General features: G+C 42.0%; 22 protein-coding genes and 1 tRNA gene. 11 read left to right on the top strand and 12 right to left on the bottom strand.

What is annotated here, in order from left to right; all coding sequences use genetic code 11:
* Window positions 1-66 precede the first annotated feature (66 nt).
* On the top strand, window positions 67-249 hold the full coding sequence (locus A5882_RS09635) for a YjzD family protein (RefSeq protein WP_008377814.1): 183 nt from the start codon (window positions 67-69) through the stop codon (window positions 247-249).
* A gap of 47 nt (window positions 250-296) precedes the next feature.
* Here A5882_RS09635 and A5882_RS09630 read toward each other — a convergent pair whose 3' ends face one another.
* Both A5882_RS09630 and A5882_RS09625 read right to left on the bottom strand, forming a co-directional pair.
* Window positions 297-1,502, bottom strand: a complete 1,206-nt coding sequence (locus A5882_RS09630; RefSeq protein ID WP_016619879.1) for a multidrug efflux MFS transporter — start codon at window positions 1,500-1,502, stop codon at window positions 297-299.
* Between the two features lie 100 nt (window positions 1,503-1,602).
* The gene (locus A5882_RS09625) at window positions 1,603-3,042 is read right to left on the bottom strand and encodes an NCS2 family permease (protein ID WP_005237180.1); all 1,440 of its coding nucleotides are present in this window, start codon (window positions 3,040-3,042) and stop codon (window positions 1,603-1,605) included.
* A gap of 261 nt (window positions 3,043-3,303) precedes the next feature.
* Here A5882_RS09625 and A5882_RS09620 point away from each other — a divergent pair, with 261 nt between their 5' ends.
* Complete coding sequence (locus tag A5882_RS09620; protein WP_005229159.1) at window positions 3,304-4,107, top strand: Cof-type HAD-IIB family hydrolase; 804 nt, start codon at window positions 3,304-3,306, stop codon at window positions 4,105-4,107.
* A 54-nt stretch (window positions 4,108-4,161) separates the two neighbouring features.
* On the opposite strand, the gene asnB is transcribed toward A5882_RS09620, so the two are convergent.
* Window positions 4,162-6,057, bottom strand: a complete 1,896-nt coding sequence (asnB, locus tag A5882_RS09615) for an asparagine synthase (glutamine-hydrolyzing) (protein WP_061054487.1) — start codon at window positions 6,055-6,057, stop codon at window positions 4,162-4,164.
* A 465-nt stretch (window positions 6,058-6,522) separates the two neighbouring features.
* Between asnB and A5882_RS19800 the strand changes: the two genes are divergently transcribed.
* Entirely contained in the window at window positions 6,523-6,672 is a 150-nt protein-coding gene (locus tag A5882_RS19800; protein WP_005229155.1) for a hypothetical protein, read from the top strand.
* A 59-nt stretch (window positions 6,673-6,731) separates the two neighbouring features.
* On the opposite strand, the gene A5882_RS09610 is transcribed toward A5882_RS19800, so the two are convergent.
* Window positions 6,732-6,920, bottom strand: a complete 189-nt coding sequence (locus A5882_RS09610) for a hypothetical protein (protein WP_034872503.1) — start codon at window positions 6,918-6,920, stop codon at window positions 6,732-6,734.
* Between the two features lie 229 nt (window positions 6,921-7,149).
* On the opposite strand from A5882_RS09610, the gene A5882_RS09605 reads away from it, so the two are divergent.
* Entirely contained in the window at window positions 7,150-7,809 is a 660-nt protein-coding gene (locus A5882_RS09605; RefSeq protein ID WP_086299273.1) for an Ltp family lipoprotein, read from the top strand.
* A gap of 205 nt (window positions 7,810-8,014) precedes the next feature.
* Here the strand turns inward: A5882_RS09605 and A5882_RS09600 are convergent.
* A tRNA-Ser gene (locus tag A5882_RS09600) sits at window positions 8,015-8,102 on the bottom strand.
* An 84-nt stretch (window positions 8,103-8,186) separates the two neighbouring features.
* Window positions 8,187-8,753 carry a TetR/AcrR family transcriptional regulator gene (locus A5882_RS09595; RefSeq protein ID WP_086299272.1) on the bottom strand — a complete coding sequence of 189 codons (567 nt, stop codon included), beginning with the start codon at window positions 8,751-8,753 and terminating at the stop codon, window positions 8,187-8,189.
* Between the two features lie 277 nt (window positions 8,754-9,030).
* On the opposite strand from A5882_RS09595, the gene A5882_RS09590 reads away from it, so the two are divergent.
* The 4 genes from A5882_RS09590 (at window position 9,031) to A5882_RS09575 (ending at window position 13,017) form a co-directional block, all read left to right on the top strand.
* Window positions 9,031-9,789, top strand: a complete 759-nt coding sequence (locus tag A5882_RS09590) for a threonine/serine exporter family protein (RefSeq protein WP_016619873.1) — start codon at window positions 9,031-9,033, stop codon at window positions 9,787-9,789.
* Complete coding sequence (locus tag A5882_RS09585) at window positions 9,786-10,256, top strand: threonine/serine exporter family protein (RefSeq protein ID WP_005237187.1); 471 nt, start codon at window positions 9,786-9,788, stop codon at window positions 10,254-10,256. Before A5882_RS09590 ends, A5882_RS09585 begins: the two co-directional genes overlap by 4 nt.
* Window positions 10,257-10,444: 188 nt before the next feature.
* The gene (locus tag A5882_RS09580; RefSeq protein WP_005229140.1) at window positions 10,445-11,044 is read left to right on the top strand and encodes a TVP38/TMEM64 family protein; all 600 of its coding nucleotides are present in this window, start codon (window positions 10,445-10,447) and stop codon (window positions 11,042-11,044) included.
* Window positions 11,045-11,214: 170 nt separating this feature from the next.
* The gene (locus A5882_RS09575; RefSeq protein ID WP_086299271.1) at window positions 11,215-13,017 is read left to right on the top strand and encodes a glycerophosphoryl diester phosphodiesterase membrane domain-containing protein; all 1,803 of its coding nucleotides are present in this window, start codon (window positions 11,215-11,217) and stop codon (window positions 13,015-13,017) included.
* Window positions 13,018-13,078: 61 nt separating this feature from the next.
* On the opposite strand, the gene A5882_RS09570 is transcribed toward A5882_RS09575, so the two are convergent.
* The 3 genes from A5882_RS09570 to gdhA all read right to left on the bottom strand — a co-directional run bounded on the left by A5882_RS09570 (window position 13,079) and on the right by gdhA (window position 16,449).
* Entirely contained in the window at window positions 13,079-13,288 is a 210-nt protein-coding gene (locus tag A5882_RS09570; RefSeq protein ID WP_016619871.1) for a hypothetical protein, read from the bottom strand.
* 362 nt (window positions 13,289-13,650) lie between these two features.
* The gene (locus A5882_RS09565; RefSeq protein ID WP_005229134.1) at window positions 13,651-14,997 is read right to left on the bottom strand and encodes a glucose-6-phosphate isomerase; all 1,347 of its coding nucleotides are present in this window, start codon (window positions 14,995-14,997) and stop codon (window positions 13,651-13,653) included.
* Window positions 14,998-15,099: 102 nt separating this feature from the next.
* Window positions 15,100-16,449 carry an NADP-specific glutamate dehydrogenase gene (gdhA, locus tag A5882_RS09560; RefSeq protein WP_086299270.1) on the bottom strand — a complete coding sequence of 450 codons (1,350 nt, stop codon included), beginning with the start codon at window positions 16,447-16,449 and terminating at the stop codon, window positions 15,100-15,102.
* Window positions 16,450-16,609: 160 nt separating this feature from the next.
* On the opposite strand from gdhA, the gene A5882_RS09555 reads away from it, so the two are divergent.
* Together A5882_RS09555 and A5882_RS09550 are read left to right on the top strand one after the other, a co-directional pair.
* Complete coding sequence (locus A5882_RS09555) at window positions 16,610-17,872, top strand: NAD(P)/FAD-dependent oxidoreductase (protein WP_016613916.1); 1,263 nt, start codon at window positions 16,610-16,612, stop codon at window positions 17,870-17,872.
* 139 nt (window positions 17,873-18,011) lie between these two features.
* Window positions 18,012-19,049 (top strand): tagatose 1,6-diphosphate aldolase, encoded by a 1,038-nt coding sequence (locus tag A5882_RS09550; protein ID WP_005237193.1) that lies wholly within the window; start codon window positions 18,012-18,014, stop codon window positions 19,047-19,049.
* Window positions 19,050-19,104: 55 nt separating this feature from the next.
* On the opposite strand, the gene ybaK is transcribed toward A5882_RS09550, so the two are convergent.
* From ybaK to A5882_RS09535, 3 genes are read right to left on the bottom strand one after another with little or no spacing between them, the layout of a single operon-like run.
* Window positions 19,105-19,596, bottom strand: coding sequence for a Cys-tRNA(Pro) deacylase (gene ybaK / locus A5882_RS09545; protein ID WP_008377655.1), 492 nt, complete (start codon window positions 19,594-19,596; stop codon window positions 19,105-19,107).
* Window positions 19,597-19,646: 50 nt separating this feature from the next.
* Window positions 19,647-20,399 (bottom strand): type I 3-dehydroquinate dehydratase, encoded by a 753-nt coding sequence (aroD, locus tag A5882_RS09540; protein ID WP_008377653.1) that lies wholly within the window; start codon window positions 20,397-20,399, stop codon window positions 19,647-19,649.
* A gap of 5 nt (window positions 20,400-20,404) precedes the next feature.
* Entirely contained in the window at window positions 20,405-21,574 is a 1,170-nt protein-coding gene (locus A5882_RS09535) for a class I SAM-dependent rRNA methyltransferase (RefSeq protein WP_303393759.1), read from the bottom strand.
* Between the two features lie 237 nt (window positions 21,575-21,811).
* Here A5882_RS09535 and A5882_RS09530 point away from each other — a divergent pair, with 237 nt between their 5' ends.
* A complete protein-coding gene (locus A5882_RS09530; RefSeq protein WP_016613914.1) occupies window positions 21,812-23,896 on the top strand; it encodes an LTA synthase family protein in 2,085 nt (694 codons plus the stop codon).
* Window positions 23,897-24,046: the final 150 nt, after the last annotated feature.

Raw genomic sequence — 24,046 nt, 5'->3', positions numbered from 1 at the left:
TTACAATAAATATTTTTGTGATAAACTAAAGTCGAAATGGAAGATACGCAGAAAAGAGGTGTCGTCATGCGTTACCTAGTCACTTTATTTTGGACTTTTGTATTAGGTCAAGTCGTTGGCTATCTAGGCAGCTCACTTGCTGGAGCAACTTATGATTTTCAATTAACTTCAATCATCTCTTTGGTCACAGGTGTGGTGATCATTCTTGTTGGTATTATCGCACCAGCGCCTGAAAAGACAAGCCATTAAAAAAAAACCAGTTACCTTTATTGTAACTGGTTTTTTTTTCTTTTCAACTATTCACTGATGTCCGTTTTACGTAAGCTTTTACGGAAATTAAATCCTGAGATAAAAATATTGATCAGTACAAACCCACTAGTTACCCAAAAGACAGCGGGATAACCAAAACCAGCTGCCACCGTTGAACCGACCATCGGACCTAACACTTGCCCAAAGTTAGAAAACATTTGGTTGTAGCTGTAGATGCGGCTGACCCCTTCCATCGGGGTGATCTTGCTGATCAGTGTATTGATGGACGGCATCAAGGCACCGGTAGAAAAACCAAGCAAGAAGCGTAACACGCCTAATTGAAACGGAGTAGAAACAAAGCCCATCGGAATGAAACAGAAAAATGATAGCACTAAGCCCCCCAATAGTACTTTGTGATTGCCATAACGATCACCGATTTTGCCTAAAAACGGCGAGGAGATAATCGCTGAAACACCGGCAACAGAGACGATCAATCCGCTGACGAACAAAATATTGCCCGTATCCCCGCTTAAATCACGAATATACAATGTGAGGATCGGACTGATGCTCGTTACACCTAGCTGTAAAATCAGGGAAGTAATAAACAAGCCAACAAGCAACTGCATATTTTTGATTTGACCAAAAATTTCTTTAATGGAAAGCAGATCGCCCTTTTCAACTGGCTCAAAATCTTCTTGAACGAGAAAAATCGTAAGCAACAGCGTGATTAGTAGAACAACGCCTGTGATAATAAAGACATTTTTCATGCCAAACCATTGCGCCAACGCCCCACCCATCGAAGGACCAATCAAATTCCCTGCGATGGCTCCTGTAGCCAATGTCCCAAGCGCCCAACCGCTTTTTTCTCGAGGCGCCTGCGAAGCGATCAACGCAGTCGCATTTGGAATATACCCCGATAAAATTCCGGTAAAGAAACGCATGATCAATAACCAATAGACATTCGGTACAAAAGCCAAAGAACCCATCGTCACTGTCATCCCCGCAGCCGCGCGAATCATCATTAAACGACGACCTTTTTGGTCTGCTAGATTTCCCCAAACTGGAGCAATGATAGCCGCCGCAAACGCCGTTACTGAGATTGCTAATCCAGAAAACAACTCAATTTGACTCTCTGGAGCGCCTAACTCTTCTATATATAAGGGAATGAATGGCATGACAAGACTAAAACTGGCACCCGTAAAAAAACAACCTACCCATGAAATCAGTAGATTTCGTTTCCAATCAATCTTCATTTACAAACCTTCTTTCACAAATACTATACCGTATCGTGAGTAATAATCAAATAAAAAATCTTTCTGCATTTAAAATACAGAAAGATTTTCATCATTAAACTTAACTGATCAAAGCCAAAATGACAAAGTTCAGGATAAACAACGCATTGACGACCCAGATGATCGGAGACACTTCGTTGGCTTTTCCTTTCACTACTTTCACTAATGCATAGAAAATGAAACCAACAGCGATCCCATTTGAAATACTGTAAGACAAGCCCATAAAAATGGACGCGAAGAAGGCTGGAACTGCTTCTTCTAGATCAGTCCACTTGATGTCCGCAAAAGAAGCCATCATCATTACCCCAACCAAGATCAACGCCGGTGCTGTCGCTTGTGCGGGAACGATTGAGATCAGTGGAGAAAAGATACTGCTGATCGCAAAGAGTGCTGCCACCACAACGGAAGTCAAGCCCGTGCGTCCACCAGCACCGATGCCAGCTGCTGATTCCACATAAGTCGTTGTATTTGAGGTCCCTACGATGGCCCCTACAGAAGTGGCTACGGCATCTGCAAAAAGAGCCTTATCCATCTTCGTATTCAACCCATTACTGTTTTCAACCGCTTCTTCATCTTTTTTCGAAAAGATCCCAGTACGACGTCCGGTCCCAATAAAGGTACCGATCGTATCGAAGACATCTGATAAACTAAACGCTAAAATCGTCATGATTACTTGAGGGATTTTGGCAGAATCACTGAATAGTGAGCCCATTCCTTCAGAGCCAAATGCAGCGCCAAATGTGATTCCTAGTTCGCTGATGGAACTTCCTAATGAATTCCCGTGCCAATCAATGGCACTTAAATCCACCACACCCATCAAAATACCAATGATCGTCGTTCCTAAAATACCAAAAATAATTGCCCCACGAACATTTTTCACCACTAATAAAGTAGTCACTACTAAACCAATCACTGCTAACAAAACAGGTGCATTATTGAAATTCGCCAAAGCTGGGACGATCCCCCCATTAAAATTGGCACTCACAATCGTCTCACCGTCGACAACTGAACCCGTCACTGCGGCAGTGTCTGCACTGAAGTTTAGCAAGTTGGCATTTTTGATCCCTACATAAGCCACAAAGATCCCGATCCCGCCGCCGATTGCATGCTGCATGCTTTCTGGAATCGCATGAATGATCATTTTTCTGATTCGAGTCACCGTGATAAAAATGTTGATCAGGCCGCAGATGAAAACCATCGCTAATGCTTGCTGCCACGTATACCCCAAACCAAAAACAACGGTAAAGGTGAAGAATGCATTAAGTCCCATTCCAGGCGCTTGCGCGTAAGGCACATTTGCAAATAAGCCCATGATCAGGGTACCAATCACTGAAGCGATGATTGTTGCTAAGAAAACAGCTTGAAACGGCATGCCTGCAGCAGATAAAATCGTCGGATTCACAAACAAAATATAACTCATCGCGAAGAAGGTGGTGACCCCAGCCATCACTTCTGTGGAAACCGTCGTTTTATTCTCCTTTAATTTGAAAAACTTTTCCATGTTATGTTTCACTCCTGAACGTTAATCGTTTCTATGAAAAGAAAAAATGAATAATTGCGCTTTTCATCGAACAATTACAAATTATAAGGGAATAATTTTCGCTTTTCAAACCTTTTTCCGAATAAAACGAACCAAAAACGTTTAATGTTCGTGTTTTGCTTTGTAACTATTATGAAAACTTATCGAAAACTTACTTGTATTGTGAAATGACAGAAATATGTTACACTTAAGCCACTACCATAAGAGAATGGAGCGAGTCTTTTGAAACCAAAAATCATCGCCATTGATTTAGATGGCACAACCTTAAATACTGAATCCCAACTTTCCCCTCGCACACGTGAGGTACTGGTTCGCGCCACCAAAGCGGGACACTTTGTTACCATCGCTACAGGAAGACCTTTTCGTATGAGCGATCAATTCTATAAAGAATTGGCGCTCACAACACCAATGGTCAATTTTAACGGTGGGTTGGTCCATAAACCTCGACAAGTATGGGCAAATGAAATGGAGCACTCGATCTCTCGAGAAATTGCGTTTGAGCTCATGGCACAAAAAGAGCAATTGGGGCTGACATTTGTCGCAGCAGAAAATCGCGAAACCTTTTTCATTGATGATTTAAGCGGATTTGATCAACACTTTTTCTTTTCGGGTAATGCTTCCGAAAAAAATCTATTAGCAAATTTAAAAACGGATCCCACTTCATTACTGGTGAAAACCGAAAATGAATTAGCAGAATCTGTTTCTTTACGTATCAAGGATCAATTTGACGATGCAGTCGATGTTCGCACGTGGGGCGGGCCTCAAGCCATCTTAGAGATCGTACCAAAAGGGGTCCATAAAGCACTTGGTCTTTCGGTGATCGCGGATTCTTTGTCTTTGGATCGGCAAGATATCATCGCTTTTGGTGATGAACACAATGATTTGGAGATGCTGGATTATGCGGGTTGGGGCGTTGCTATGGCAAATGGCACGCAACAATTAAAATCGATCGCCAATGATGTTACTGACAAAACCAATGCGGAAGATGGCATGGTCGATTACTTGGAAAAATATTTAGGTCTATAAAAAAAGCCGATGCGGGATTGTCCGCATCAGCTTTTTTTTGCTTCCATATTCAAATCAAAGTGTTTCATAAACGATTTCTTTGGCTTCGGGAATCGATTCATCAATAAAGAATACTTTGTACCAGGTCAAGAATGTAAAGATCGTCCAGATTTTTCGCTGAAGATTCGGTTTTCCTTGGCGATGGTCTTCTAGCATTTGCAAAATCGCTGTTTGATCAAAGAAGGTTGCTGCAAAGTCTGACTCAAAAAGGGCTTTAACTGCTTCATACCCTGTTCCTTCTTTCAGCCATGCCTTGATTGGTACAGGAAAGCCTAGCTTTTCACGGTTTGCCCATTCTTTTGGCAAATGACGGTTTGACGCTTGTCGAAACACATCTTTCGTATTGTTTTGATTGATCAAATATTTCGTCGGGATCGTTTGCGCCAGTTTTTGCATCTCGATATCCAGTAACGGAACCCGTAATTCTAAAGAACTCGCCATGGACATTTTGTCTGCTTTTAACAAAATATCCTTCGGCATCCATTGATGAAGATCCAAATATTGCATCTTGTTGACCTCGTCTTTGAGACCATTGACTTTCTCATAATGAGGCGCAACGATTTCAGCAACAGATGGTCCTTTTTGATACGTTGGTTTTAAAAGCTGTAGTGCTTCCTCTTCTTCAAAGACCAGGGCTTGCCCGATAAAGAAGTCTTGGGCAGGTGCCGTTGCTTCATAAAGATGAATTCGACCATGGAAGTTTTTCATTTTGCCGATTTGACGCCCTAAACGAAAGCGGATGTTTTGCGGCAGTTTTTTCAAGCCTTGGGCAAAAACGCGAACCGCTTTAGAGTTTGTGTGGAAGCCATAGGCAGCATAACCGGCAAATAATTCATCTGCCCCTTCCCCAGATTGAACGACCCGCACTTGCTGTGCTGCTAGGTTGGCTAAAAAGTACAAAGGGACACAGCTTGGGTTAGAATCCGGTTCGTCCAAGTGATACTGAATCAGCGGAAATGCCTCAAAGGACATTTCACCATCGATGACCGCTGCTGTGTTGTTCAAGCCGAGCTTTTCCGTCAATTTGCGGGCTTCGATCGCTTCGTTGTAGGTTTTGTCATCAAACCCAATTGAAAATGAGTGATCTGGGCGCAAGACCGAGGCCACGTAACTTGAATCGACACCACTGGATAAAAATGAGCCGACTTCAACATCACTGATTTGATGAGCGGCAATTGATTCTTGGACTGCTTGATCGATTTTATCGACCCATTCTTCTCTTGAATGATTTTCTTTCACTGAAAAATCTGCATCCCAGTACTGCTTGATCGTCAATCCCTGTTCATTAAACAGATAATAATGCCCTTCTTGCAAACGATGAACGCCTTTAAAGAAGGTTTCTCCGTTCAAAGGCGAGTATTGGAACGTCAAATAAGGTTTCAACGCCTCCTGGTTTAGTTCTTTCTTGAAATCTGGATGAGGCAAAAAGCTTTTGATTTCAGAGCCAAACATGAAACTGCCGTTCATTTGCGCATAGTAATACGGTTTGATCCCAAAGTGATCCCGCGCGCCGAAAAGCTCTTGTTTTTGAGTATCCCAGATGGCAAAAGCAAACATTCCCCGCAGGCGCTGCAACACATCAATGCCCCACTCTTCATAGCCATGTAAGACTACTTCGGTATCCGCATGGGTAGAGAAGACATGACCTGCTTGGATCAATTCCTCACGCAATACTTGAAAGTTGTAAATTTCACCATTAAAAATGATTACTTTTGTTCGATCCTCATTAAAAATTGGTTGTGAGCCACCTTCTAAGTCGATGATCGATAAACGACGAAACCCTAATGCCACTCGGTCGTCGGTAAATTTCCCTGAACTGTTTGGTCCGCGATGAACGATCCGGTCCATCATGCGTTCAATAATGATTTCTTTTTGGTCTTTTGAATTGACAAAGCCGACAATTCCGCACATATTTTCACATCCGTTTTCATAATCCATTTTCATTTTTCTAAAGTAAATCATACCATAGAATTCAAGAGATACGATCTCTTTTTCAAAAAAATACAATCAATATATTTTTGCACAAAACACAATTTGAAGATAAACCTTATGATATCAAGGTTTCCAATCATCTCATACTCTCAATCTTACAAATTTGTTATCTAAGAAAATAGCTATCCTCAAAATTCTTAAGAAATTTTTTATGAATTCTATTTTTCTGAAAATATACAAAGATACTTTTCCCGAATTTACTGACTCCAGCAAACTTCTTTTGCTTCCATTCTCAGCATTGATTTCCTGAAAATAATCAGTCAGATTTGTTCGTTTGATAGTTTTATTGGACTATTGTGAAAAAAAGTGTTATTCTAACTATGGAATTTCGTTATCAACTAACCGTTGCCTTTCAATGACAAGTTTTAAGAAAGGAGAATGACTATGACATTCTATAACACAGATCTACAATATCGTGTAACTCTGGATACCAAATTGAATTTATTTATCGTTTTCGATAAAAAAGATGCGAATCATTTTGCGACTGGAATTACGATCGAGCAAGCTGTACAAGAATTGAAAAAAACTGCATAAGGAGTTTATCCAAATGAAGGATACCGATTCGTACTGAAAGCACCTCGCTAAGGAAATAATTAGCTAGGTGCTTTCTTGTTTTTTGGCTCGCTTTTGTCTGTTGCAGCATCCACTTCTTGCTTCTGTCCACTTTGCTGTTCATCTAGCTGTAAGATTTCATCAACAGATCCTTGCGTAATAAACTTACTCAATCCCTGTGCCGCAACTTTTGTATAACGCATAAAATAATCTTTTTCTTCAAAATCCATCTTCTTGCCTCCTACTGATACAACTGTGCTTTTATTAAGTTTACCATCTATTTCACTAGTCATTCTTGAGCGTCATTCCTTTAATACTTATGAATGATCCATTAATAGCATACACGTTACATTTGTCAAATCATCCTTTTCCTCTATTCATGAAAAGACAAATCTGTTTTCTGGTACAGAACATAGTACTATTGTCTTTTCAGGAGACTTTTATTTAGGAGGAATTTTTATGGCTACGTTTTTCGCCATTTTGTTTTTCATTGGATTGTTCTGTTTCGTTTTTGGCATTGTCTTATTTTATATTGGGCTTGTAAAACAAAATTCAAAACGAGATCGAAACGTTTTGATCATTGTCGCTTCCGCTTTTATTGCCTTGTTTTCTTATGGTGGCTTGTCCTTCTACCAAGATGTGACATCTTTCGATAGCATCACTGCGCAATTAAGCCTTTCTTTACGTAACGAATCAAGGCAAAGCGAATCCTTTGGCGATGCCGCTGCTTCCATGGAACAACCACAAGGAGAACAAAAAGCTGGCAACAACGAAGCAAGTAGCGCACAACAAGAAGAACCCGCGAACAACGAGCAACATACACCTGAACTTTCTCGTGAAGAAAGAAATGCACTGAATCGTGCAGAAAGATACTTATCCAGCAATGCGTTTTCTCAGTCGAGCTTAAAACGCCAACTACTCTATGAAGATTTTTCTGAGAGCGCAGCAGACTTTGCCGTAGCCACCGTGGATGCCGATTGGAACGAGCAAGCATTGAAAAAAGCGATTCGCTACTCGCAAAATTTATCCTTATCGGATGAGCGTGTGGCGAGCCAACTTTCCTTTGAAGGCTTTACTTCTGAACAAATTGAATACGCCTTATCACGTTTGCCCGATTGATTCTTTTCGTTTGTTGCAGGACCACAAGCAAAAAAGATATCGGCAAGTTGACGGAACAATTATGCTGTTTTCTAGACCGAGTGTAGGTTAATCGCTTTTCAGATGGTTATCGATCAACCTCGGCAGTCATTTATATTCTTCTGCCCACAACAAACAAAAAAGCCTATCTCGAAAGATAGGCTAAACGCTCCAAAGCGTTGGTATAAGGAGAGTACAGGATTTGAACCTGCGCGCCGGGATGAACCGGGTCGGCGGATTTCGAGTCCGCTGCATTACCACTCTGCCAACTCTCCATAACAGTTATTTTCGCTAGTTTTACAAAAAATGTCAAGAAAAATCTGCATCCAAAATGGAAATGGATACAGATTTTTTGTTCTTTAATCGAAAATATAGTTTTCTTTCTTTTCGATTACGCCTGCGATCGTCTCGTTGATGATTTTGATGATCTGATCATCGGTGGGTGTGATGATACCCGCCGACATTAAGGAAGCCAAACCAGTCACAACGATCCATGCGCCATTATGTAGTGCATTTATCGCATCTTCGGATAGATCTGCATATTTTTCTTCTGATTTGATCAAGGATTTGAAATAGGTGGATGAAAAATCATGCATCAATTTCCCCCCGCCGTAGTCGTCGATAAAAAGGGCGATGTAGAGATTGTGCTGCTCTTGCGCGAAGCGTATATAATTCAGGCCTAAATCAACAAGTTTGTCTCCTGTTCGAACGACTGGAAAAACATTTTCCGATAAATCTTTGAAAACAGCCTCCACCAAGGTATTTTTTAAGTCCTGCATATTTTCGAACTCAAGATAAATTGGTTGAGTAGAAATTCCCATGTGCTTAGCGATATTCCGGGCCGTAAAGTTGCCAAAACCTTCTCTATTGATCAGTTCATAAGCGGCCTTCAAAATGTGTTCTCTTGTATAGACCTTCCTTCGCATCAATAAATCCCCCTTTTTATATTTATTTAATTGTAACCGAGATATTCATTTTTTAAAAATAAAACACTCCTTCCGTTATCTTATTTCTATTCACTTTGTTCACTAAAAACGAATGTTTAGTAATAGGAAATGTTCTGCTTTTTTCATTTATCACAAAAAATCCAACGGATGGCGTTCTAGTTATTTTTCAAATCTACTTTTCTTTCTTGTTGAAAACTCGCTGAAATTGTACACTAGGAGTGTAGCACGCAAATTCGATTGAAAAAGGGGTTTGGAAATGGCTGAATCAAAAGAGCTATTATTGGAGACCTGCTTATTAGCAGGGAAAATCATGATGGAAAACGGCTCAGAAGTGTATCGCGTGGAAGATACGATGAATCGAATTGCGGCAAACGCTGGAGAGCAAGGGAGTATTAGTTATGTAACAGCAACTGGACTTTTTATGGGCTTACGCAGTAGCCACTATGCACAAGTAGAAAATGTTCATGATCGAGTCATCAATCTCGAAAAAATTGTTGCCGTCAATGGGCTCTCTCGCGCCTATGCGGAAAAGAAACTTTCCTTAGCGGAACTGCATGAGGCATTAAAAAAGGTCAATCAGACAACACCAAGTTTTCCTTACTGGCTACAGGTTCTTAGTGCTGGCGTGGTCAGCAGTACCTTAATGATTATTTTTGGCGGTGCTTGGTTTGACTTTCTAGCGACCTTCGTCATTGGCTGCCTTGGCTTTTTGTGTGCGTATTGGGTCAAGAAACTGATCGACATTCGCTTTTTGGATATGTTTTGTGCCTCCTTACTGATCGGTACTTTGTCTGTCTTAGCGGTCTCTCTTCATATCGCACAAAACGTCGATAATTTGATTATCGGTGCCGTCATGCCCTTAGTTCCTGGTGTAGCAATCACCAATTCCTTTCGAGATATCTTGGCAGGCCATCTCATTAGTGGCACAGCTCGGGGAACAGAGGCCATCTTTACTGCTGCCGCGATCGGTGTCGGCATTGCCACGGTCTTCACCTTATTTGGAGGGATCTCATGACGATTTTTATTCACCTTTCCTTCAGCTTCTTAAGCACTGTAACCTTCGGCATCTTGACCAATATTCCTAAAAGAGCCTTAGTTGCCACAGGCATTGCTGGAACGGTTGGCTGGATGATCTATTGGTCATTGCAAACGATTGGCTACGGTCTAGGCAGTGCCAACTTCTTAGCCGCATTTGCCGTCGGTTGCGTCAGCATCTTTTTTTCCCGCAGAAAAAAAATGCCCATGATCATTTTTAACATTCCCAGCCTCGTTCCCCTCGTACCGGGTGGGCCTGCCTACAAAGCCGTTCGAGAATTCGCTTTGGGCGACAACTTTGTCGGTTTTGAAAATCTGATGATCGTTGTCATCACCGCTGGGGCGATTGCCGGCGGGTTCATGATGACGAGTGTGGTTGAAAAGATCGTCAATCGCTGGCAAGTGAAACGCACAAAAAAACGTCACCCGGATAAAAAAATCTCCTAAAACTATTGGCGCGCAGAAACTATAAATTTTTCTTATTTCAGACTTTAGTACAATGTTTTCTTTTCGGACTTCTTTTATAATAAAGGCATACCTTACAAAACTGTTTGACGTTTGTCATTTGTTTTACTGGATTTTTCTGGTCCCACCCCGTATAGTGAGATTATGAAACATAAAGGAGATGAAGTCCTGTGAGCATAGCAACTTCTCGTCGTATCATTAATACGATTTCTATTATTGGCTTAGGTTTATCGATCGCGTTAACCATCTATTTTATCAATCTAGGTGTTTTTAAAGATATTAATGCACTGCGAGGTCTAGTTGGAAATTCCGTTATCTTAGGACCAATCGTCTTTATCCTATTGCAGATCTTGCAAGTAGTAATCCCGATTATTCCCGGTGGTGTCTCCAGCGCTGCAGGTGTCTTGATTTTCGGTCCTTATCTAGGATTCGTTTATAACTATGTAGGAATCAGTATTGGTTCTGTCATTATTTTCCTGCTTGGCCGACGATACGGTAAACCATTCATTTTAAGTATGATCAGTGACAAAACTTACGATAAATATATCGGCTGGTTAGACAACCAAAGCCGATTTGAAAAACTTTTCGCCCTTGCAATCTTTCTACCGGTTGCCCCTGATGATGCCCTTTGTCTAATGGCTGGCTTGACCAACATGACAGTGAAGAAATTTACGTTGATTATTTTGTTGGCAAAACCTGCTTCAATTTTCTTGTACAGTATGGCATTGATTTACGGTGGAACATTCTTAACTGGTTTGTTAGGCGGATAAGAATCATATGTAAGAAAAACGATCAATTCAGCGAGCCGAACGTAAAGAAGCTGCTTTTCAAACAGGGAACTATGCCTGTGGCAAATGTGCTTCTAAAACTGTTCGGCTCTTTTTTACCGCCTTTCTAGAATAAATTGAACCACAATACTTACTTTGTTAGGATGACGACCATGAATTATTTAAAAAACAGCTTAGTCAACACGTGGGATTTTTTGAAAGACAGCAATGCCTACTTCCGTGATGTTTTATTGATGCACGGTGCCTTGTTGTTCTTAGTGATCCCGATATTATCAGCTTCCACCAAGTTCGTCTTAAAGCGCGGCGGCTTGCCTTATCTTTCTTTCGATAATATCGGTAGTATCTTTACAGATCACCCTGTTGTGTTGCTCTCATTAACCCTGATTTTGCTTTTGATCTTATTAGCCGTCTTTTTTGAATTTACTTTCTTACTGCTGAGTGTCTATTTTATCAAAAAGAAGCAGCCCATCAGCTTGCGGCAATTGTTACGAATGACTATTTTGCAATTGCGCAAATTACGGCCGATGACCTTTTTATTTTTCCTTTTTTACTTCTTACTGATTTTACCCATCGGTGGATTGAGTTTTAATTCGGATTTACTCGCAAAAATCAAAATCCCTGCTTTTATCATGGACTTTATTTTTGCCAATCGTGTCTTGATCATTGGGGCAGTGCTTTTGGTTTATGTTTTGTTGATTTACTTGGGGATTCGCGTGATCTTTGCCTTACCGGAAATGATTTTACGTGATCTGCCCTTTCGAAAAGCGATCAAAGAAAGCCTCCAAGTAACAAAACGCCGTTTTTTTGCCATCGTTGGTCAATTTGTCTTTATCGGTGGTAGTATCTTATTGATCACGACTCTGGGCTTCACGCTGCTGATTACCCTTCAAGCGGTGATTGAAGTTGTTACACCGGACTATGCGTTGTATAGTGCTGTTTTTATTATGACTTTCTTGCAGTTTATTTTGTTACTGAATGTCATTTTATCGACTGTGGCTATTTTTTACATCATCGTTGATTTCATGGATGATGAAGGCTTTTTACCAGAGATCCCTTCGTGGTTCCACCAAGAACCATTGAACCAGCGACATTTTCTAGGACTGAAAAGTTCCTTGTTTACCTTGGTCACGGTACTTTTTGGTGTTGGGGTTAGTCTGTATAATATGAACTATCTGACCTCAGCTGCTTCGATCCATCCGGTAACGATCTCCCATCGAGGGGTAAGCGACGGACAAGGGGTCCAAAATTCCCTTGAAGCGTTACGATTTACTAGTGAGAAATATCAGCCGGACTACGTGGAAATGGACGTCCAGCAAACAAGTGATGGTCATTTTATTGTCTACCATGATTTTTCTTACCGGCCTTTGACAGGCGGCAAAGGAAAACCCGAGCAATTGCCCTTGAGTTACGCCGAATCACTGACGGTTTCAGAAAACAACCAGACAGCCCGTATTCCAACTTTTGACGAGTACTTGGCGCTTGCCAATCAGTTGGACCAAAAATTACTGGTGGAGATCAAAACCCAACAAAAAGATACTGCGGCACTCGTAGATGCCTTCTTAGACCGATACCAAGAGGATTTAGTTGCAAATGGGCATATTATGCAAAGTCTCTCCTATACAGTTGTTGAAGAATTAAAAGAGAAGGCGCCTGAATTGACATCGGGATACATCATGCCTTTCAATGTCGTAGGGCCGCCACTGACCAGTGCCGACTTTCTGACAATGGAATACAGTACGATCAACCGCAACTTCATCGCTTCTGCCCGGACCGATGGCAAGGAAGTGTTCGTTTGGACCCCCAATGATGCGGATACTATCAGCCGAATGCGTTTTTACGGTGTAGACGGGATCATTACTGACCAAATGGGGATTTTAAATGAAGAGTTGAGTTTGTCGGAAGAAGACATGACTTATTCAGACAAACTATTGAATTTCGTGATTGGCGTTGGCTGATCTCACACAAAGAAAAATACTGCTCACGGTGATCCGTTGAGCAGCATTTTTTGCTAGTTGGTTAGGCAACGTTCGTTTGCGTACAAATTTTATTGAAACTGACGATCATCCGACGATTACAAGCTTCTACTTGTGCTTGATCTTCTTCTTCATAACTTGAAACGACGATCAACGCCGTATGTACGTATAGTTTTTCCACCACACCAATCACAGGCTTGCTCGCCCCGACAGGTCGGCAGACATATTTTTCACCGATCGTAATATTCTCCATATCCTCACCTCAACCGTTTTCTTTCATAAAGATATAATAACAAAAAAGCATCAAATTGAAAACGTTTTATTTCAATTTATCACGCATTTGTCACCAAGAAATGACAGTTTCGTTCGTTCAAACGCACTGGTTTGTTCGTGCCACTTCTTAAAAAGCATTTTATACTAAAGAAAATCAAAAGGAGATGAGTCAAATGCCAATTATTCAAACCTGTATCTTTGGACTATTGTCTGCTGCGTTGCTTTGGGGATTAAAAGAAGACCGCTGATTTTTTGGATCAACTATCTAGTAACACAACAAACGCGAAAATAAAACAACGCCTTGAGCCAATCAGAACTGGCACAAGGCGTTTCTTTGTCGAATTATAGGCGTTCGTTCAATTCTTTTGCAAGATCTTCGAAACCTGGTTTGCCAAGTAAGGCGAACATGTTTTTCTTGTACGCTTCAACCCCTGGTTGGTCAAATGGGTTCACACCGTTTAAGTAACCAGAGATACCTACAGCGATCTCAAAGAAGTACATCGTGTAACCTAACGTGTACGCATCCATTGTAGGAATTTTTACTAACAGATTAGGTACATCCCCATCTGTATGGGCAAGTAACGTTCCTTCAAAAGCTTTCGTATTAACAAAATCAACTTCTTTTCCTTCTAAGTAGCCAAGACCATCAAGATCTGCTTCTTGTGTAGGGATCGCAATTGATTTGCGTGGTTTTTCAACTTTTACGACAGTTTCAAAGATATTGCGACGGCCTTCTTGGATGTATTGACCAAGAGAATGCAAATCTGTTGAGAAGTTTGCACTTGAAGGATAGATCCCTTTTTGGTCTTTTCCTTCAGACTCACCGAATAATTGTTTCCACCATTCTGAGAAGTATTGCATGCCTGGTTCGTAGTTGATCAGCAATTCGGTTACTTTGCCTTTGCGATAAAGGATGTTACGCATTGCTGCATATTGATACGCTTCATTTTTTTCAAGGTCGTCACTTGCGTAAGCATCGCTAGCATCTGCTGCCCCTTGCATCAAGGCATCGATATCTGCTCCGCTGGCAGCGATTGGTAATAAACCAACAGCAGTCAATACAGAGAAACGGCCGCCGACGTCATCTGGAATCACAAAGGTTTCCCAGTTTTCGGCATCTGCTTCAACTTTTACTGCACCTTTCGCTTTATCCGTTGTTGCGTAGATCCGTTTGTTGGCTTCTTCTTTGCCGTATTTTTCAATCAAACGTTCTTTGAAAACACGGAAAGCGATCGCTGGCTCAGTAGTTGTTCCTGATTTTGAGATCACATTCACAGAGAAGTCACGGTCACCAATGATTTCGATCAAATCTGCTAAGTAAGTTGAAGAAATCGAATTACCGGCAAAAAAGATTTGTGGTGCTTTGCGTTCTTCATTTGGTAACAAGTTAAAGAAAGAATGATTTAAGAAATCAATCGCTGCTTTCGCTCCTAAATAAGATCCGCCGATCCCGATCACGACTAGTACTTCAGAATCAGATTGAATTTTTTCCGCCGCTTTTTTGATACGCGCAAATTCATCTTTGTCATAATTTTTAGGAAGGTCGATCCAACCTAAAAAGTCGCTACCAGCACCTGTTCCTTCGCGTAATTGTTTGTCTGCTGCTGTAACTTGACTTTGCATGTAGCTCAATTCGTATTCGTTCACGAATGGTGCTACTTTCGAATAGTCAAACTTGATGTGTGACATGATTTGTCCTCCTTGAAAAAATAGTTTTTCATACACTACCTACTTTACGTTTTTTTCCAACTTTTTTCAAGTAATTCCTGATAGATAGCCTGTCAGGTGATTTTAGACAAGTCCTTGAGCAAACATTGCTTTAGCAACTTTTTCAAAGCCTGCTACGTTCGCACCTAACATAAAATTATTTTTTTGATCGAAGGTTTCAGCTGTATCACGGCATGCTTCATAGATCGACTTCATGATATCATCCAATTTGGCATCGACTTCGGCTTTTTCCCATTGCAATCGTTGGGAGTTTTGACTCATTTCTAAAGCAGAAACGGCTACGCCGCCGGCATTGGCTGCTTTTCCTGGGCAGTAGAAAATTCCTTCTTCAATAAAATATTCTGCTGCTTCTAATGAGCTAGGCATATTCGCGCCTTCAGAAACGACCCGGACGCCATTGGCTTTTGCACGTTTGGCTTGCGAGAGATCAATCTCGTTTTGGGTCGCACAAGGAAAGGCTAATTCCGCTGGAGTATCAAAATCCCAGACAGTTGCCCCTTCATGATATTCCGCTGTTGGCCGTTCCTTGGCGTAAGCCGTCAACCGTTCGCGTTTCACTTCTTTGATCTCTTTTAATAAGGCCAGATCAATGCCGTCTTTGTCATAAATAAAACCAGAGGAATCAGAACATGTGACAGGGATCGCACCTAATTCTTGCAATTTCTCAATTGCATAGATCGCAACATTGCCGCTTCCAGAAACGATCGCTTTTTTGCCTTCAAATGTTTCACCTAAGTCTGTCAATAAATGCTTAACGAAATAAACAGCGCCATAACCCGTTGCTTCTGTGCGGTTTTTACTGCCCCAGAAGTCTAGTGGCTTACCGGTTAAAATCCCGGCATCGTATTGTTTCAATCGTTTGTAGGCACCAAACAAATAGCCGATTTCCCGACCTCCGACACCAATGTCGCCAGCAGGAACATCTAGGTCAGGTCCGATATGTTTTGACAGCTCCGTCATAAAGCTTTGGCAAAAACGCATCACTTCGGCATCTGATTTGCCTTTTGGATCAAAGTCACTTCCGCCTTTGCCGCCGCCGATCGGCAGACCCGTCAAGCTGTTTTTGAAGATTTGCTCAAACGCCAAAAACTTCAAAATACTCAAGTTTACACTTGGGTGAAAACGCAAACCGCCTTTGTAAGGCCCCATTGCAGAGTTGAATTGAATCCGATAGCCACGGTTTACTTGCCAGTTGCCTTGATCGTCTTGCCACGGGACTCTGAATTGGATAAAACGTTCTGGTTCAGTTAAGAGTGCAAGGATATTTGATTCAATATATTCTGGATGCTCCTCTAAAAAGGGAACGATCGTAGGCAAAAATTCGTCAATTGCTTGAAGAAATTCCGGTTGGTGTTGGTCTTTCTCGTGAATCTTCGCTTGAATTTCTTTCACGTAAGCTGAAGCTTTGGTCATAGTGCATTACCTCCTTTAAGATATTTTCTATTTTAAAGAAATTTTCTGAAATTGCACGCTTTTTTTTAGAATTGTCAGAATTTTTTATCATTCGAAAAAAATCGCCCTCTCCTTTCAGCAGTCATAGGCGATGTGTTACAATCCCAAAGAGGTGAGAAGAATGGAAAAAACCTATGATGTCATCGTTGTTGGTGCAGGTACGAGCGGTATGATGGCTGCGATCACCGCTGCCAAACAAGGTGCTAGGGTCTTATTAATCGAAAAAAACAAAAAAATCGGCAAGAAACTATTGATGACTGGCGGCGGACGCTGCAATGTAACCAATAATCGGCCGGTAGATGATTTAGTTGCTCATATTCCAGGAAACGGCAAGTTTTTGTATAGTACGTTTTCCCAATTCAATAACTATGATGTAATGGCGTTTTTCGCAGACTTAGGTGTCGTCTTAAAAGAAGAAGACCACGGACGGATGTTCCCTGTGACGAACAAATCAAAAACCATCGTCGAAGCGCTGCTTCAAGCAATCAACGATCATCACGTCACCCTGTTGACGAATACGGTCGTAACCAAGCTGATCCATGATGGCAGCCAAATACGCGGCGTACGAACCGAAACCGATGAGTTCTCTGCCCCAAGCGTGATTTTGACGACGGGTGGCCGCACCTATCCTTCCACGGGCGCGACGGGGGACGGCTATAAGATGGCGAAAAAAGTCGGGCATACCATTACGCCGCTTTATCCAACCGAATCGCCGCTTGTTTCAGAAGAATCTTTTATTCAAGAACGGACCTTGCAGGGCATTTCCTTACAAGACATCACCTTGAGCGTCTTGGATCAAAAAGGAAAGCCCATCGTCGCCCATACCATGGATCTTTTGTTTACCCACTTTGGGTTATCTGGTCCAGCTGCTTTGCGCTGTTCCTCTTTTGTGAACCAAGAATTGAAAAAGCAGCAACCAGTGACGGTTGTTCTGGATTGTCTGCCGACGAAAGCCCAGGAAGCCTTGACCCAAGAATTAATTCAGTCTGCGGCTTCGAAGAAACAATTGCCGAATGCTTTAGCTGGCTTTTTGCCTGAGCGCTTGATGACCTTCTTTTTGCAGCAGCTAGACTTGCATGAGCTGGTTGCTGAAAAAGCCTCACCGGAACAGTTGACGGCGCTCGCTTCCTTGATCAAAGGCTTTTCAATCACCATTGTCCGCACGTTCCCATTAGAAAAGTCCTTCGTGACGGGCGGCGGGGTCCATCTGAAAGAAATCAACCCTAAGACCATGGAAAGTAAGAAAATCAATGGCTTGTATTTTGCCGGTGAATTGCTGGATATCAATGGTTATACAGGTGGTTTCAACATCACCGCTGCGTTTTGCACGGGTCATGTTTCTGGAAAAAACGCAGCAGAAACAGCTAGTTATTTCAATTATTGATCGACGACCCGGGTGTTCGCAGCAATATCCTGGCCTGTAGCTGCGAACACCTGGTTCTCCCCCCCTTTTTGCTTATTAGTTGGGTTTTTCTCAAAGTAGGCGTAGACTAAAGATAGCAAGATCGAGGGAGGTTTTTTTTATGAAACGAATTTCAAGAGGTAAATTTGAACGAATGCAAAAACTTTCAAATGAGGACGGTGTGATTGCCGCACTAGCGATCGACCAACGTGGTTCCATGAAAAAAATGATGAAGGCGGCAACTGGACCGGATGACTTTACGATGGAACACATTTATGAATTCAAACAGTTGGTTTCCCAAGAACTGACCAAATATGTCAGCAGTATTCTGTTAGATGAGGAATATGGCTTCTTAGGGATCGAAGCAAAGAATCCCAATGCTGGCTTGATCCTTTCCTATGAAAAAACAGGCTATGATGTCAACACGCCGGGTCGTTTGCCAGAGATTTTACCCAATGAATCGTTGCAGCGCTTGGTGAAAAAAGGTGCGGATGCTGCAAAAGTCTTGGTTTATTATAATCCAGATGAACCCCAAGAGATTTTAGATACCAAACATGCGTTTTTGGAGCGTTTAGGTACGGAGGCACAGGCGGCCGATATTCCCTTATTTGTGGAACCGATCGTCTATGATGATGAGATCACAGATGACAAATCACCTGCTTTTGCCAAGATCAAACCGAGCAAGGTCATCCGAACCATTCAGGAATTGACGAAAGATCACTACCATATCGATATTTTGAAAGTCGAAGTACCGGTTCAGTTCGACTTAGTGGAAGGCTTCCAAAAAGAAGGCTTAGAGGCCGTCTATACGCAAGAAGAAGCAGCCAATTACTTCAAAGAAGCCAGTGACGCCGCGACTCGGCCATTTATCTATTTGAGTGCGGGAGTTCCAGCGAATGTCTTTCGCGATGAATTGACCTTTGCTGGTCAACACGGTGCTAAATTCTCAGGAATCTTAGGTGGGCGAGCAACTTGGCGCGATAGTGTGGAAATCTATGGGAAGCAAGGCGCCAAAGCATTACTGGAATGGCTGGACACCCAAGGGAAAGAAAATGTTGAAGAATTAAACGCCATTCTAAAACAATATGCCACTCCATGGTTTGACTTTTATGGTGGTTTAGAAAATATTGAGGTTTTCGATATTGAAGTAATGGAATAAAATAGTACAAAATAATCCCCGTGAACGGCATTTCAAGATGGTTCACGGGGATTTTTTATTCGTGTTCAGGTGCCAACAAATCGGCAAAGATCGCCCTAGTCAATTGTTGCAACGCTTGTGGGGCAAGCCCCATCTGCAACCCGCGCTTTCCTGCAGAAACCACGATTTCTTCCAGTGTCTGCGCCCCACGATCAATATAAGTAGGAAAGAGCTTTTTCATCCCGATCGGCGAACAGCCGCCGCGAATATAGCCAGTCGTTTCTTCTAAATCTCTCAGATGCAGCATCTCTACTTTTTTGTTTCCACTGACTTTGGCTAACTTTTTCAGATCCACTTCTCTGTTTCCAGGAATCACAGCCACTAGCGGACCTGTTTTGTTGCCCAGTGCCACCAGCGTTTTGTAGATGGCTTGCGGGCGTGCTAGTTGCACAGCGACGGATTGCGCATCGAGATGGTCTTCCGACCACTCATAGGTGTATTCGTTATAAGCGATTTTCTGTTGTTCTACTTGACGGATCGCATTGGTTTTTTGTTTCTTCTTCGCCATTTTATCCCTCTTTTGTTTTGGTTTCTTTTAAGAGAAGGCCTTGGCTGGTCTTACTCATTGAGTGAAAATTCTTGTAAGTAGTTGGTCATTCGTTCGATCGGTATTTGTCCAGGTGCTGAAGCACCTTGCAACGAAGCAAAAGTAAAGACCGAACCAGTCAATGCCCCACTAATCCGGCTGATTTTCCCCAGCTCCCCCATCGACATGATCGCCAACGGCAGTTGGTTGAAGCCACGCGCTTTAGTAATGATCCCCATCAAACGTAAAACATCTTGGACTTGCTTGGGCATCATCGCTAACTTGCCAACATCGGCACCAAATTGATTCATTACGCCGATCTTTAAAATCAACACAGCATCTTCTGGCGTTTTCTCAAAATCATGATTGCTCAATATCAGCTTTACCTGTGCCTTTTTGATTTCTTGAATAAAGGCTCGACCTAAAAATTCAGCTTTCTCTAATTCGACATCGATCCAATCGATCAAGCCTGAATCAGCAGCAGCTAAACACAATTCTTTGTACTGGGTCAATGTGAACGCCCGCTCGCCCCCTTCTTCCAAGGTTCGAAAAGTGAAGAGCAGCTCTTTGTGCTTTAATGTCGTGCGAATATGTGATAACGCATCTAAGACCGCTTGCTGGTCTTCGACATGTTTGTAATGATCAACACGCCATTCGACGATCTGTGCCTCTGATTCCTCAGCAGCAATGGCTTGTTTCAAGATCTCTTCATTGGTTTTCCCAATCAATGGCACACAAATCAACGGTGTTTTCCCGTCTAACGTTACTGGTTTTGATCGGCTCATCTCCTTCACTCCTTTTTCATTTGATAAAAGAATACTTTCAGATAGTTCCCTTCGGAAAAATGCTTATCTACCGCAAAATCAGCTGGTAGACGATAACTTTGAATACATTCATAAGCAACGTGTGCTTTCTCTAAGGATGCTTCGATCATTTCTTGAAACTTCCTCGGTGAAAGATTGGCCGCATTCGTTGAGGCGATCAACAAGCCATCAGGCGCTAAAATCGCCAAACTATCAGTGACTAAGTCGCCATAATTTTTCGCAACCGAGAAGACCTTTTTCTTGTTGCGGGCAAAACTCGGCGGATCTAAAACGATCACATCAAAGCGCAAGTCTTTTTTGCTGGCATAATTGAAGTAATTGAAAACATCCATGACATGGATACGCTGGGTATCTGGATCAATGCCGTTGACTGCAAATTGTTCGCGGGTCTTTTCTAGACTGCGTTTTGCCAAATCGACGCTCGTTGTTTGAGCAGCGCCACCGACAGCAGCAGCGACAGAAAACGCCCCCGTATAACTGAACATATTTAAAACCGTCTTGCCAGCTGCCAAGCCATCAACAAGTTGCCCACGCACTTCTTTTTGATCCAAAAAGATGCCCGTCATTAGTCCTTCGTTCAAATATGTCGCATACGTGACACCATTTTCTTTCAAAAGTAAGGGTTCAGGCGCCGTTTCCCCATAGACCCATGCTGATTCAGGCAGTTCAGACGCAAAGCGAATTTTTTCATAAGCCCCTTTGATTTCGGGAAAGATTTGACGAAAAGCGGCTACGATCGTTTCTTTATGTTGATAAAGGGTGGCATTGTACCAAGAAAAAACGACATACTCGCCATACAAATCTACGGTGAGACCTCCCAATTGATCCCCCTCACCGTTAAAAAGACGAAATGCATCTGTCAGTTCATCTTGATAATACGCACTACGCTTGCCTTTTGCTTTCGCAAAGCGTTGCGCAAAGAATGCTTGGTCGATCACTGTTTCTTCAAAGGATACGACCCATCCGATCCCTTTATTTTGTTCCCCAAGATAGCCGACACCTAAGAAATGGTTGGCCTGATCAATAAAGGTGACCCACTCCTTCGTCTCGATTGCTTGTTGAAGATCTTCTCGTTGGATCAACGGATTCTTTTTGCGAAGCTTCGCTGATCCTTGCTTCGTTAGTTTTATTTTCATGTTCATCTGCTCCATTCATTCTCCTTTTTAGTATAGCAAAAAGCGACTGTATTGTCTGTATCCTTGAAAGTAAAGAAATACTTAATTCCGCGTCATGACAAGGAATTCATTTGACACGTCTTTCACAGCCTAGTAGAATGTATTGTGATGTAAAATCGTAATTTACCGGTTATACTGGAAAAAGAGAGGACGATTCCTTTGAAAAAAAATAAAGTATCCACCTTTGTGAATACAAGAATGGGCTTTTTTTTCCTATTAGCCCTATTATTTTGGCTAAAAAATATCTTTGCCTATATGGTGGATTTCCACCTAGGTATTGAAAGCAGCATTCAGTACTTCATCTTATTCATCAATCCGATCGCAACGACCTTATTGCTGCTGTCGATCGCATTGTACGTAAGAAGAACCAAAGCAGCTTATATCACCATGCTTGTGATTTATTTCCTGATGACCCTGCTCTTGTTCTCCAACGTTTCGTACTATCGAGAATTCACTGACTTTATTACCATCAACACAATGCTCGGTGTAGGAAAAGTGGCAAGTGGTCTAGGAGAAAGCGCGATTCGCTTGTTCCGTCCCTACGATGTGTTGTATTTTATTGACTTTATCGTGTTAATTGCAGCCTTTTCAATGAAGAAAATCAAAATGGACACTCGTCCTGTACGGGCACGGATGGCTTTCGCCATTTCAACATTGGCTGTCATGGTCTTTTCTGCCAACCTTTTCTTAGCAGAGGCGGATCGTCCTGAATTGCTTACTCGAACGTTTTCTCGTGACTATTTAGTCAAATATCTTGGGATCAACGCCTTTACGGTTTATGATGGGGTACAAACTTATCAAGCTTCGCAAGTACGTGCCGAAGCGAGTCCCAACGACATGAACGAAGTAGAGAGCTATGTTAAAGAACATTACGCAGAACCAAATGATGATCTGTTCGGTATCGCAAAAGGCAAGAATGTCATTTATATTCACTTAGAAAGTGTTCAGCAATTCTTGATCGATTATAAATTGAAAGATGAAGATGGCGTGGAACATGAAGTCATGCCGTTTATCAATAGTTTATACCATAGCGATAGTACCTTTAGTTTTGATAATTTCTTCCACCAAGTAAAAGCTGGGAAGACCAGTGATGCCGAAACATTATTCGAAAATTCCCTGTTTGGATTGAATCAAGGAGCGTTATTCACTCAACTGGGTGGGAAAAATACCTTTGAGGCAGCTCCAGATATTTTAGGTCAAACGCAAGGCTATACCAGTGCTGTTTTCCACGGAAATACCGGTACCTTCTGGAACCGAAATGAAACCTACAAACGGTTTGGCTATGATTATTTCTTCGACGCATCTTATTATGATGTCAATGATGAAAATTCATTCCAATACGGTCTACATGACAAACCGTTCTTTGAACAATCCGTACAATACTTAGAACGTCTGCAACAACCGTTCTATTCAAAATTCATTGCGGTTTCTAACCACTACCCATATTCTGAATTTACCAATGAGGAAGGCGGCTTCCCGCTAGCGAACACTTCTGATCAAACGATCAATGGCTATTTCGCAACCGCGAATTATTTGGATAAAGCCGTGGAAGAGTTCTTCAATTACTTGAAAGAAAGTGGCTTATACGAAAACTCAGTCATCGTTTTATATGGTGACCATTACGGAATTTCCAATTCTCGGAACCGCAACTTAGCAGAATTGCTTGGAAAAACAAGTTCGACTTGGACAAACTTTGACAATGCTTCATTGCAACGTGTCCCTTATATGATTCATATTCCAGGACAATCAAACGGCGGCATCAATCATACGTATGGTGGCCAAGTCGATGCCTTGCCAACCCTATTGCACTTACTGGGTGTGGATACATCAAACTATATCCAATTAGGACAAGATTTATTCTCTGATCAAAACGAACAACTGGTTGCTTTCCGCGATGGCGACTTTGTGACACCAGACTACACCTACTACAGCAGTACATTGTATGACAATCGTACCGGCATGCCGATCAACGATCCATCCGATGAATTGCAAGCCAAAGTCGATGAATGGAAAGCCAAAGTCGACAAGCAGCTTTCGGTTTCTGATCAGATCAATAATGGTGACCTTTTACGATTCTACGCGAAAAGCGGTCTAGAAGAAGTTGATCCTTCGACCTATAACTACAAAGACGCCCTTCAGCAAATGATGGACATTGAAAAGAATCTAGGCAGTGATTCAACTAGTGCCTTTTCTCAAAATGGCAATCAATCGACCGTCGATCTGTATCAAACAAAAACCTTCCAAGAATACCAGCAGATGACGGAACAAGATAGCGGCGAGTAAAGTAAGAACAACCAATAATCAATCCAGTAAGGCACCTGCCTTGCTGGATTTTTTTGCACTATTTGATAGGAAAAAGTCGAACTTTCTTGCCACTTTTTTAGCTTCGATATTTTACTACAAGAACTTCATACTTTATTCAAACTCCCCTTT

The organism is Enterococcus sp. 4E1_DIV0656 (assembly GCF_002140695.1).
Lineage (GTDB): Bacteria > Bacillota > Bacilli > Lactobacillales > Enterococcaceae > Enterococcus_D > Enterococcus_D entomosocium.
The sequence above is the reverse complement of the archived record's forward strand: the minus strand, read 5'-3'. Positions and strand labels throughout refer to the sequence as shown.